Annotated in this window: 7 protein-coding genes; 3 read left to right on the plus strand and 4 right to left on the minus strand. The window is 58.9% G+C overall.

Translation table 11 applies throughout. The annotated features are described in order from the left end of the window. Position 1 precedes the first annotated feature (1 nt). Positions 2–1,459: an NAD-dependent succinate-semialdehyde dehydrogenase gene (locus tag SBA_RS21280; protein ID WP_261936920.1), complete on the plus strand. Its 1,458-nt coding sequence runs from the start codon at positions 2–4 to the stop codon at positions 1,457–1,459. A 76-nt stretch (positions 1,460–1,535) separates the two neighbouring features. Next, a complete protein-coding gene (locus tag SBA_RS21285) occupies positions 1,536–2,537 on the plus strand; it encodes a LysR substrate-binding domain-containing protein (protein WP_261936921.1) in 1,002 nt (333 codons plus the stop codon). A gap of 467 nt (positions 2,538–3,004) precedes the next feature. Here the strand turns inward: SBA_RS21285 and SBA_RS21290 are convergent, their stop codons facing one another. Then, positions 3,005–5,455, minus strand: a complete 2,451-nt coding sequence (locus SBA_RS21290; RefSeq protein WP_261936922.1) for a TonB-dependent receptor — start codon at positions 5,453–5,455, stop codon at positions 3,005–3,007. 778 nt (positions 5,456–6,233) lie between these two features. Here SBA_RS21290 and SBA_RS21295 point away from each other — a divergent pair. Next, positions 6,234–8,432: a TonB-dependent receptor gene (locus tag SBA_RS21295; protein WP_261936923.1), complete on the plus strand. Its 2,199-nt coding sequence runs from the start codon at positions 6,234–6,236 to the stop codon at positions 8,430–8,432. 61 nt (positions 8,433–8,493) lie between these two features. Here the strand turns inward: SBA_RS21295 and SBA_RS21300 are convergent, their stop codons facing one another. Genes SBA_RS21300 through SBA_RS21310 form a run of 3 tightly spaced genes read right to left on the minus strand, consistent with a single transcriptional unit; the run spans position 8,494 to position 13,003 of the window. Further along, a complete protein-coding gene (locus SBA_RS21300) occupies positions 8,494–9,318 on the minus strand; it encodes an alpha/beta fold hydrolase (protein ID WP_261936924.1) in 825 nt (274 codons plus the stop codon). 39 nt (positions 9,319–9,357) lie between these two features. Beyond that, positions 9,358–10,629 (minus strand): spinster family MFS transporter, encoded by a 1,272-nt coding sequence (locus SBA_RS21305; RefSeq protein WP_261936925.1) that lies wholly within the window; start codon positions 10,627–10,629, stop codon positions 9,358–9,360. A gap of 52 nt (positions 10,630–10,681) precedes the next feature. Beyond that, positions 10,682–13,003 carry a TonB-dependent receptor gene (locus tag SBA_RS21310; protein WP_261936926.1) on the minus strand — a complete coding sequence of 774 codons (2,322 nt, stop codon included), beginning with the start codon at positions 13,001–13,003 and terminating at the stop codon, positions 10,682–10,684. Positions 13,004–13,111 lie beyond the last annotated feature (108 nt).

Here is a 13,111-nt window from a genome sequence, read left to right on the forward strand (position 1 = left end):
CATGGCTGTCGCGACAAGCCTGAAGCGTGAAGCCTGCCTGATTGATGGGCAGTGGGTTACGAATGGAGCATGGATGGATGTCGATGACCCCGCGACGGGGCAGGTCATCGGCCGCGTGCCTATGATGGGGGGCCCCGAAGCGAAGTCGGCGATCGAGGCCGCCCGATCGGCGCTTCCCCATTGGTCGGCACTAGCCGCCCATGAAAGAGCGGCGCTCCTTCGCACATTCGCCCACCTGATGATCGACCGGGCCGACGCCCTTGCGCGATTGCTCAGCGCAGAACAGGGCAAGCCTCACAGTGAAGCTTTAGGCGAAATCCACTATTCCGCGTCCTATCTCGACTGGTTCTCCGAAGAGGCAAGGCGCATCTATGGCGAGATCGTACCAGGGCACCAGAGGGACAAGCGAATCTTCGTCTTGCGGCAGCCTATCGGCGTCGTCGCCGCGATCACACCATGGAACTTCCCCGCAGCGATGGTGACGCGAAAAATCGGCCCTGCATTGGCGGTCGGCTGCACCATCATCCTCAAGCCAGCCGAGCAAACCCCCTTCACAGCGCTTGCGATCGGCGCGCTGGCTGAGGAAGCGGGCTTGCCCAAGGGGGTTTTGAACATCGTCACCGGAGATCCGGTCGGGATCGGGGCAACTCTCACCGCCAGTCCTGAAGTCCAGAAGCTGAGCTTCACGGGATCAACTGCCACGGGCGCGAAGCTCATGGCCCAGTGCGCACCCACAATCAAAAAAGTTAGCCTGGAACTCGGGGGCAATGCGCCTTTTATCGTCTTTGGCGATGCGGACATCGAGGCTGCTGTTCAGGGCGCCATCGCATCCAAATTCCGTAATGCAGGGCAAACCTGCATTTGCACCAACCGGCTTTTCATTCAACGGGAAATCTATGAATGCTTCGCGGCCCGATTCACCGAGGCCACCTGCAGCTTGGTTGTCGCTCCAGCAAGCGATCCCAATAGTCAGATCGGCCCGCTCATCGACCAGCGGGCGATGGCGAAGGTCAAGGCGCATATAGCAGACGCTGTTTCCAAGGGCGCGTTTGTGGCGACGGGTGGAGTGGGCCACGCGGAGGGCGAAAATTTCTTCACGCCTACCGTCCTCACGCATGCAACGGCCGACATGTGCGTCATGCAAGAAGAAACCTTCGGTCCCGTAGCGGCGCTTGCGTCATTCGATAACGAAGAGGATCTCATTAAGACAGTGAACGCATCTCCATTCGGCCTAGCTGCCTATATCTACACCCGCGATGTCTCACGGGCATGGCGGGTCAGCGAGAAGCTGGAAACCGGAATGGTCGGCATCAACACCGGATTGATATCGACGGAGGTAGCACCTTTTGGCGGCGTCAAAGCCTCGGGCCTCGGCCGGGAAGGCGGCAGGCAGGGTATCGATGACTATGTCGAAACCAAATATATCTGCCTTCATCTCGACCCACCGTCCGCATCCTAACGCCCAGCCATTCCAAATTGAGCCAGCCCGTCCTACCGGCCAATCCGCATGGTTTACAACCGAGGTGCCGCCATTTATGATAGATGGATCGCAGTCATTGGCATCGCTTCTAGCTCGTACGGACGGTTCATTGCGCGTTCCTTCACTCAACGCCCTCCGCACTTTTGAAAGTGCTGGGAGGCTCAGAAATTTCACTGCGGCGGCTAAAGAACTTCATGTGACGACCGGCGCGGTCAGCCGCCAGATGCAGGCGCTTGAAAAACATTTTGGCGAAGAACTGTTCATTCGTGGACACCGCGAACTCACCCTGACGAAAAAAGGCGAAGAATATCTGGCGAGCGTGGCGGAAGCGTTCCTGGAATTGCGTTCTGCGACCGAACGGATATTCGGCCTGCACGCTGCTGGCCCGCTGCGCGTTTCCTCATCCTTGAGTTTCGTTTTGCGATGGCTCACTCCCAGGATGCTGGATCTGCACAGGAACGATCCGGACACGCGCATGCAAATCACGACGTCCACCGATACTATCGATTTCCGGGTTGGCGACCTTGATGCCGGCATCAGACATGGGCCGATCGCCAATTTGAGCAACGCTACGCAGCTTTTGTTCAACCCTCTTCTGGTGCCAGTCTGCAGCCCTTCGCTTCTTCAGGGCGGTGAACGCTGGACCCATATCCGCCAGTTCAACGCCCATCCCATTCTGCATTCGCTGGCGGGGCCGAAAATGTGGAGCACTTGGCTGGAGGGCGCGGGATTGAGCATCGCCGATCTTGGCGAGACGACCTTTCTCAGCTCATCCACTCTCACTGTCGAGGCAGCAGCAGCCGGCGCGGGTGTCGCAATCGCCCATCTTCAACTTGTGGAAAATGACATAGCCAGCGGTCGGCTCGTCATCCCATGGAATCTGGCTGTCCGCGACCACCTGCCATATTATCTTATGTGGAACAACCTGGTGGAAACCAATCCAGGCCTGCTGAAATTCCGCCGATGGCTCGCAAGGGAGGCGCAAGCGACGGATCGGCAGATGATGCAACTCCTGAAGGACCAAGATATTACTGAGATCAGAAGCACACCGCGCTAGCCGAGGGGTTTCTACGCAACTTAGCAGACTCTTTCAAAGCCAGATCACGCCCATGATATCAGATGTGATGCCGGGCCCCAGCGCGAGGCGAGTAGTCGCTCAATGAGATCCCCCAGTGCGTCAATCATCGTGTGTGGCCGCCGCGCGAGATGCCAATGCCATTGGTTCGATCCACTATTTCTCTACGGCGGAGCGGCGGCCCCTGTTGTAGCTCCTGTCGAGCTGAGCAGTTTCAGCGCTTCAGCTCTCCTCGGTCAAGTCTTCCAGAATGCGAGTCCAGATGCCGCGACGGCTCCACTGGTTTAGTGCGGGATGATGATTGCCATATTACCCGAAGCGATGTCGATCTCATGATCCATTGAAATTGCTTTTGACGGGGCATTTGATGGCGCCTCCGCCCTATCCACAGGGCGGCCCCGTAGAAATTTCTGGGGGCAGCGCCGCTATGGAACGCTGCCCCCAAGGGCTCACTTGAACAACGGGTTGCGCAATGTGAGCTGTAACATCACCGTCCGCGGTTCGGTTGGCGCGCCAGCGAGGTCGGCGCCCAGGCCCGGCGTTGCGTAACCAGGGAACGACGCGCCCGTCAGCGGATATTCGAACGCCGTAGCGGCCCGCAGCTTGTTAGCCAGATTTCGACCGATCAGCGAGAGTTCCCATGAGTCATCCGAGGCAGCCAGCGACGCAAAAGCGTTAAAGCGCCATACGCCTCGCTGTAGTGCACGCGGATTATGGGCAGGTTCCGGATTGAAGCTGCCAGTGTAGTTGCCATCCCCGCCGAGGCTGAACTTCATTGAGCTGGAGATTGGCATATCGTACATGATGCCATGACTCATCGTCCAGTCAGGCGCACGCTCAAGCTGCGTGCCCGAAAGATCCTGAGAAGAGTAGCTCGACCCGACCGGCGCGCCGGTGACGGGGTCAAAGCGAGGCACGAGGTTGCGATTGCATCCCTGGGCGATCGACTGGCCAGCATAGCAGGACGCGTCCGAATAGTTGAGATATCGGGCGTGATTGTAGGCGATGTTGGAGCGCAGCGTCAGGCCAGGCAACGCCTTCGGCGCGAAGGTGAGCGCAAGTTCGGCTCCCTTGCTGCGTGCCGACGCCGCGTTGCGTACCTTCACCGAGATGGACACAGGATCGAATGCATTGAGCTGAAGATCGTCATATTTATACGTGTAGACTGACGCATCGAAGCTCAGCTGCCGATCCAGAAGACTACCCTTCACCCCGGCTTCGAAGCCGCGAGCCCGTGCCTGCCGATAGGTAATGTCACCGCCGGGGCTCGCAGGAGCGGTATTGAAGCCGCCTGACGTGAAGCCCTCACGATATGCACCGTAGAAAGTGATGCTGCGCGTCGGCCGGAAGCGGATCGTGGCTTCGGGCGAGAAATCCGTGAAATGGACCTTGTTGGGATCGAGTGCGATCTGGACCGGCGTAGGAGCGAAGCCCGTGAACGCGCTAGGATAACGGGTAAGGTGCAACCACTTGTCCTCAACGGAATAACGACCCCCGGCCGTAATTTCCAGTTGCTCGGAAAGTGTCAGAATTCCCTGACCGAAGAAGGAATAGGCTTCGGTCTTCTGGCGAAAGCGGTCGTCGACCAGAACCAGCGGTCCCGTGAAACCCGTGAGGAAGCCGGTCGTAACCAGCGGAGCCTCGAACTTTTTCTCGGAAAACTGATAATAGCTCCCGACTACGACATTGAAGGGCGATTCAAACGAAGTCGCCGCGCGCAACTCCTGCGTGAACTGCTTGTCCTTGACGTGGCTGCCGGTCACCAAGCTTTCCAGCTCACCTGCCGACACATTCCAGCTGAAGTCTTCCTTGAAGTCATAATAGCCGGTCACCGACGTCAGCGTCAGAGTGTCGGTAGGGCGCAAAGTCATCTGGAGCGACGACAGGAACTGCTTCTGCTTGAGGAACGGCCTTCCATTGCCCAGATAATAGGGGGATGCCGCCACGGTCGTCGCGGAGATGTTGGGATCGACGACATTGCGATCGAGCTTGCAGTCGTTCACGCCCCCGGTGTTGCCTGCAAAGACCTGGAGCTGCGGCGCACCAAGGGGGCAGTCAAACAGCTGGGTGGAACCGCCGGGCCCGTTGTCGCGATCCAGTTGGGCATAGCTTGCCTTGAGCTTGGCGTCGAATTTCCCGTCGGCGCCTTCGAACTTCAAGGTACCGCGAACGAAATAGTCTTCCGACTTCGGCGCCGTGCTGGTCGAAATGCCGGTCCCGCCCGGGACATTGTTCGACACGTTGTGGAACCAGCCGTCCTGCTTCGAATAAGCGCCAACGACGCGCAGGCCGAGCCCTTCGGTCACCGGAGTGGAAATCATCGCTTCATATTGCTGGCGATCCTGCGCGAATTCGTAGCCGGCACGTGCGCGCCATTCGAATTCCTTGCCAGGATCGGCAGAAACGAAGGAGATGATCCCGCCTAGGCTGTTCTTGCCGTAGAAAAGCGCCTGCGGCCCCTTGAGCACTTCGACCCGGTCCAGGTCGTAAATGCCCATGTTGATCGCATTGCCCTGGCTCACCTGGATGCCATCGATGTTGATCGAGACAGCCTGATCCACGCTGGGGCTCGTACCGGGCGACCCGATGCCGCGAAGATTGATCGAACCACCGCCCGGGCCGCTCACGGAGCCGACCTGAAGTTGCGGCACGCGGCTTGAGATTTGGGTGATCGTGTTGGTTGAATAGCGAGCGATTTCCTGCGAGCTCACCGCCGCGATCGCCGCGGGCACGTCTTGCAGGCGCTCATCGCGCTTGCGCGCCGTGACGATGATGTCCTGCTCGCCGATCGCCGGCGCAGCCGCGCTCGAACCGGCTTCCTGAGCACTGAGAGTGGGCGCGAACGCGAGCAGCGCCACCGAACTCATCATTGCGCCGTAAAGTGGAATTGCCCTGCGCATATTACCTCCCCATAAATACCATAACCGCACGATGTCATCGATCGTGTTCGGCGTGGTTAGATACCCTCAGCGCCGGGGACAGCGCGAAGGACTTTTCTTCTATTCAGTTGATCTGATCTCAACAGAACATGGAACGATGCGGATCGCGACACGCTAAAAACACCCTTTCCCGCGCTACTGGCATGACATGCGCACCTCATTGTGACATTTGGCGATCCTTGCTTTTGCGAAGATCGCGCGCAACCTGTGGCCGATCCGCAACAAATCGACGTCTCGCGCGATGCGCATTCAAAGTGACCATCGAGAGGCGCGGGTGGTTGCCGCATGCGGAATCCGTTGAGTGCGGGGCAACCTCGAACTTAAAAAGCGCGTCCCGCGGGGACGAACGTATCTGCATCTTTCCACGCAAGTGACCCTGGCATTGGTGAGCATCGTGTTCCTGATGGAGGTGCAAGCCGTCGGCCTGTACCGGTCGTTCTAAATAACGACATTCTTGAGTTTTTGGGCGAAATAAGCCGTGCTGGCGGGCGAATAGTTCGCGCCAAGATTCGATGGACACCAATGATGGATGGAATTTTCGGCATATTTGTAGATACATAGGAGCGGAACTCGCCAGCGAAAGACGTTCGAGGAGAACCGGAAAGGTTGATGCCAGATCAATCGGCGTGCATTTTTTTACTTTGACCCGTCCCCGCAGCAATTACAGACCTTGTCAGCAAAGAGCGGCAAGCCGCAAAAATACTGCATAGGAGGGGACATGAATAAGGCATGCTTTCGCGTGGCGCTTCTGACCACGGTCATCTACGTTGCAATCACTCCTACGGCTGACGCCCAGCAGGTCGCCGCGCCGGCAGATGGCGAGATAATCGTCACAGCACAGAAGCGGTCGGAAAGCCTTCAAAAGGCAGCCATCGCGGTGCACGCACTCCAGCCAGCCGATCTCGAAAAGTCAGGCATTCGCAACGCCCTCGATTTGCAATATATCGATCCTGCGGTGAAGGTTGTCCCTTCGATTCAGCCCAACATCGCGATCCGCGGCCTTGGAACCGCCAACTTCAATCCGGGTGTCGATCCGTCCGTGGCCTTCAACCAGGATGGCATATATCTCTCGACGCCCAATGCGTTGACGCCGGTATTGTTCGACATCGAGCGGGTGGAAGCCGTGCTTGGTCCGCAAGGCACCCTGTACGGTCGCAACTCCAATGGCGGGACGATCAATTTCATCACGAGCAGGCCGACATTCGAACTGGGCGGCTATGTCCGCGCCGGCGCGGGAAATTATGGCGCGATCAACTCGGAAGGGGCCCTTAACCTGCCACTCTCGGACACGGTCGCCCTGCGAGTGGCTGGCGGCTCCGATCACCATGACGCCTATAATGACAACGGCACCAACGATGTCAGGTCTTTTGCGGGGCGAGCAAAGCTTCTGTTCGCCCCCGGCGATCTCTTCACGGCGCTTTTAACGGTCGATGCGGCAAGCCGGAAGTCGCATGCAACCTCCTATGACGGCTCATGCCCGCCTGATCTCGACAATGTCCCGGCGTGTGCCGCCACCCCGTATCGACCCTGGTCGGGCCTGCTGCCGTCTCAGCCGATCGGCCATGGAAACACCACCATTTACGGCGCGTCGGCGGAGTTCAACTACGACCTGGGATGGGCAGATCTCATATCGCTGACCGGCTACAAGGTTACCGACTGGCGGAATTCGACAACGGCCGGCTGGTATGGCGGCGTGGACAATTTCGATTTCATTCAAAATACGAAAGATAAGTTCTTCACTCAGGAAATCAGACTGTCCGGAGCGCCCGGTTCGCCGTTCGGCTGGGTTCTTGGGGGCTATTACTCGCACCTCAAGCAAACGGCTCTCACCCAGTCTAACTATGTCCAAAACACCTTCGCGCCAGACGATTTCTATCAGGCGTTCCCGCTCACGGATTCGACGGCGAAATCCGCTGCACTGTTTGCCGACCTGACCTTGCCAGTTCCGTGGCTCGACGGCTTCAGTCTTGTCGGGGGCCTTCGATACACGCATGAAACCAAATCCGCGGAAGGGCTGGTCGAAGCAGGCACGATCTCGACCGGAACGGCCTTCCCAGGGACGCTTGCAACAAGCGGCAAGACATCCCTTGACCGCTTGACGTGGAAAGCAGGCTTCAAATATCAGGCCACGCCGAACAACTTGCTCTTCTTTACCGCGAGCACCGGTTTCAAATCCGGAGGGATCAACGTCCTCCCTCCCGAAGCGGCTTCACTCATCACCTACGCCCCCGAGCTTATTACCGCCTATGAGATCGGCTCGAAGAACATGTTCTTCAACAACAGGCTCCAGCTGAACGCCAGCCTGTTCAGATATGACTATAAAAACTATCAGGCCTACGTCTTCTGGCGCCCGGGTGCCGGCGCGCCGAGCACGATATTGAACGGGACATTCTTCCCCATCGTGAATTCACAGTCCGCGACTTTCAAAGGCGGAGAGTTCAGCGCGCGCTGGCGCCCGAGCCGAAATAACAATCTCGGCATATCCCTCAACCTTCTCGACAATAAATTCGATGATTTCCTGCTTGAGCTTCCCTACTCCGCCCCTGTCGATTTCTCCCATACTCCGGTGTTCCTCTCACCGAGGTCAACGATCCGGATCGATTATGAGCGCGGTGTGGACCTTGCCAATGGGGACAGGCTTGCCGCAGGCGCGGACGTCTCCTTCGTCAGCCATCAGATCGCCCAGGGCAGCTATGCTAATGCCGCCGGGGACACGCTGCTGTATCGCGTGCCCAGCTATCACAAGACGAATGCGAACCTGAGTTACACGGTGAGAAAAATGGACCTGACCATTTCCGCCTTCATTCGCAACATCGAAAACAAGGCGGTCGTCAACTCGGTGGCCTCTGGCTTCCCGATCCCGGAAAATTACTTCCAGGTCAATTATCGCCTTGATGCACCGCGAACCTATGGCTTCTCCTTGCGCAAGTCATTCTGAACATCCGGGGACGATCCCGCTCATCGCCGATCGGTGATGAGCAGGATCGCCGTCGCTTCCGTTATACCAATGCGTCAATGCTCGCCACATGGTCGCGCCATGCGGCGATGCAGTCGTCCCGTCGGTCCCAATATGTTTCGTGGCCCCTGCTATCGATAATGGCGAGCCGCGCGCCGGGAATATCGTTCGCCATCGCCCTTTGGGCATCCAGCGGTGCTGCGGAACTCCGCGTGGGCGCGAGCACCAGGGTCGGAACCTTCAGTTCGGGGAGCAGCGGGGCGACATCGACCGATGATATGACATGGCTGTATCCGATCATGGCCTGGGTCGAAGTCCGCGCCATCTGAGCAAGAATCCATTTCCTTTCCGCCGCGGTTTCGGGAGCCGCCGTGCCGGGTTGCTGGACGAGCCATTCAAACCAGCCTTTCGCGCCTAGCGTCTTGAGCGCGTCCTGCCAGGACCCATGGTTCCCCGCGAAGAATTTCTGGCCGTCCTCATTGATCGTCGTCGGCGCATTGCACAAGGTCAGCGACCGGACCCGTTCGGGGAATCGATGGGCAAAGCCAACGGAGAGCATTCCGCCGGTGGACTCGCCGATGAGGTGTATCTTCTCGATATCGAGTGTGTCGCAAAAGTCTCGCAGGTCCTCAACCAATCCATCGAATGTCCATGGAGTGAATGCGCCATCGGAAGATCCGCCATGGCCCCGAAGATCGCGCCTGATCAATCGATAATCACTGGCGATCGGTGGGACCCAATGCCACCAGAAGTTTGCGTTCCGTCCGAACCCATGCTGGATGAGGACAACCTCCGGGCATTGCCAGGGCGTCGAGAAATTATCGTCTTCATAATGGGTGGTGTAACCGCCGTGGGAGATTTCCGGCATACTGTGTCCTTTGATGGTTGTTGATGGGCGCGCCTCGCGTCAGGGGATGCGCGCCAGATCCGCCTGGAGGCGATTCCGCTGGAGGATCAGATTGAGTCCAGCTATGAACAGGGGGAGGCAAAGCGAACCGATCGCAATGGTGAGCGCAGTGTCGGGCGCCACTATGTGCGAAAGCTGGTCGCTGGCGAAGCCGACCGTCAGCGGGCCTAGCCCCGATCCGATCAGGCTCTGGAAAAGGAAATAGAAGGCGATCGCCAGGGATCTGTTGTTGACGGGCGCGAGCGTCTGCACGAGGCCGTAAAGAGGACCAAATGACATGTACATCAGGCCGCTTGCGATGAAAACGCAGGCCACGCTCCATGCCATGCCGGGGACCAGTACCGCCGCAATCGTCAGCGGCGCGGCGACCACCATCGCGGTGCCCGGTATCACAAGATAGCTTGAGGGATTGCGGCGACCGAACTTGTCCGCGGCAATGCCACCTGTAAAGGTGCCGATGCCGCCGCCCACCCCGAATGCGACCGCCATCCAGATTCCGACTTCAGCAAGTGAAGCACGCCCTGCACGAACATAGAAATCCACCAGCCACATCGATAGGGCATAGCCGACAAAAGCGTTGAGCGCCCCGCTCAGGACCATCGTCCGATAGGTCGGGATGGACCAAAGCTGCCGCGCGACCGTAGCCAGGCCGTCCGGCCGTGGAGGAGGCGCCGCCAACGCATCCGCCGACCCCCTCGGCACGTCTCGCACCGTGGATTTGACGACAAGGCCAAGGAAAACCCCCGGAATGCCAAGGACCAGAAGCGTGGTTCGCCAACCATAATGGGTCGCCAGCCACCCGCCGACGATCAGCCCCAAAAAGGTCCCGATCGGGACGCCGAGGGAATAGATCGCAAGGGCTGTCGACCGCTTGTCGCGTGCAAAATAATCGGCAAGGAGAGAATGGGACGGCGGCGTGCTTCCGGCTTCGCCCACGCCAACCACCATCCGGCAAAGGAAGAGGTGAAGGAAATTGCCCGCAAAACCGGTGAGCGCCGTCATGCCGCTCCAAAGAGCCAGCGAGCATGAAATCAGCGTCACGCGGTTCGTGCGATCCCCCAGCATGGCCATGGGGATCGACATCGTCGCGTAGAACAGGGCAAAGGCCGTTCCCTTGAGAAAACCGAGCTGGGTGTCGCTCAATCCAAGTTCGGCCTTTATCTGGGGTGAGAGGACGGCAATGATCTGCCGGTCCATGAAATTGATGGAATAGACCGCCAGCAGCGCCATCAGGACGTAGCGGCCGTAAGCCGGCTTGATTGCCTCACCCATTGCGAGGATTTCCTTTCGGGCAATGGTGCGCGGCCTGCCGCGCACCATGATATCAATGTGTAAGCGTGAACTGGATGCCGACAGTGCGCGGCGGTTCCGGCATGGCCAGGATCGTCCCGTTGGTGCCGGTTATCCCCTGCCTGAAGCCGGCGGTCGTTTTGTCCGTCAAGTTCTTTCCGATGAGCGCAACCTCCCAGCTCTTGTCCGAAGGACCAAAGGCGAGCCGTAGATCGACCTTCGCGTAACCGTCCTGCGCCAGGAGGGGGTCGGCCGTCGCTGACTGGTAATATGCGGTCGTGAAATAGACGGAGGGCGACAGGCGGACCTCATTATCGCCGACCGGGAGGGTCACATTGAGCGCGACATTGCCCGAATATTTGGGCGAAAACGCCCGCCGCTTTCCGGACAGGTTCTGGGACTGGCATCCTGTTGCGACCCCGATCAGAGTGCAGGCGCCGGCCGGATAATTCTTGTAGGCCGAATCGAGATAGGTCAGGTCCGTCGAGAGGGACAGGGCGCGTGACAGCCGGAGCGTGGCATTGAACTCCGCGCCCTGGGACCGGGATTGCGCGGCATTCTGAACGAGCGAGACAGGCGATCCGTTGATGAAGACGACCGTCGATTCCTGGAGATTGTTATAATCCATACGGAACAGGTCGGCGGCGAATGTCAGGCGCCGGTCAAGCAGCGTCCCTTTGATGCCCACCTCGTAAGCATTGACGGTCTCGGGCTCGAAGTCATTCGTTCTCGACGTGTAGGCATATCCTCCCGCCTTGAACCCCTTGGTATAGCTGGCATAAGCCATCAAGGACGGCGTCAGGTCATATTGCAGGCCGATGGAGGGCATGAAGTCGCTGTCGCGTCGGCGCGGCCGGGCATATTGCCCGCCTTCCGATCCTAGAATCCGGAAGAAAACCGCCTGAAGATCCGTTCCGAACGGCTGATAGGTCGCCGGATCCGCGTTCACCGAGGTGCCGGTCCCCGACACGCGGTTGGCGCGCTTTCGAATCGACGAATAGCGCGCACCCAGGTTGATCCGCAGATTTTCGATTGGACGGATCGTGGCGGATGCAAAGGCCGAGAGCGTGTCATCCCGCTGAAGGTTGGCCAATTCACCGGTCAATGGCGTGCTGGCATTCGTTCCCAGTGCGGCTGCCGCCGGAATGGCTCCGAAAGGCGAGAAAAAGAAGCCAAAATACGAAGCATAGTCGATCTTGCTGCGCGAATAATAGCCGCCGAACATATATTCCAGCGTTCCACCACCGGCGGACTGGAAGCGCAACTCTTGGCTGAACTGATGATATTTCTCTATCGACTGGGCGGGGAATCCATCCAGTCCCGGCTGAACCGGACTGATGAAGGTGAGCGGGGCATATTGTAGCCGACCCGTATATTTATGCTCGAAGTAAGACGTTGTCGACGTGAGGGTCGCGCCCGCCAGATCCAGAGCGTTCGTCCATGCGGCCTCCCCAAAGTCGTAGTTCGCGAAGCTGTAAGGCGAACTGCTGTGGAAATTCAGCTTATCATCGACCGAACCACCATTGGCGGCAAGCGCACGCGCGCATGTTGACGTGGCAAGCAGCGGGAAAGGCGTGGGCGGCGGGCAGCCGATGATCTCGAAGGGAAACGCGTTCTTTGTCCGGGAGCGGCTGCCTTCGATTCGCAGATCACTCGTGAGAGCGGAAACCGGCTCCCATCGAATGGAGAGACGTCCCTGAAGCGTGTCGTTGTTCGGGCCGCGACCTGTCGGTGTTTCCACATAGCCCTTCCCCCCCATAACGCGTGCGGCTGCGCGCAGGCTCAGCGTTTCGGACAAAGGAACCGTCAGGCCGCCCTCGACGATATGCTCATCCGTGACGAAATCGTAGGAAGTCAGGCCGTTGTAGCTGAAAGAGCGCCCAGGCTTTCGCGTGGAGATATTAAAAGCGCCCGCGATGGCATTTGCGCCGAAGAATGTCGTCTGGGGTCCTTTGAGGACTTCCAGCCGGTCGATGTCGAACAAGGCAGCCCTGGTCGAGCGCGAGCGTGCGCGGTACACGCCGTCGACGAAGGTCGCGACCGATTGCTCGAATCCGGGATTATTACCGGAGCCGACACCGCGAACATTTATGAGATCGGCCAGAACCGCCTGCGCAATCCTGACCGCAGGCAGGCGCGCGCCCACATCTTCAAGCGATGTCAGCCCGGCGCGCTGCATGGCTTCACCGCTGACGACCGAGACCGACAGGGGCACGTCCTGAAGGCGCTGCTCGCGGCGCTGCGCCGTCACCACAATTTCGCTAGCGCCGGCATCGTTGTCGCCACCTTGCGCATAAGCTGTCGCGGGCACGGCGCCCGCCAAACATGCCGTATAAAGAAACACGGTCTTTCTCATCTTGCCCTCTCCCTGTCGGATCGAATTCGCGCATTGCCTGATCGGCAAATCTCGTTGCGAAGTCAGTGTGAAGCTGCTTCACATTGACTCGCTCGGTCAAATGAGTTT

This window comes from Sphingomonas bisphenolicum (assembly GCF_024349785.1).
GTDB lineage: Bacteria > Pseudomonadota > Alphaproteobacteria > Sphingomonadales > Sphingomonadaceae > Sphingobium > Sphingobium bisphenolicum.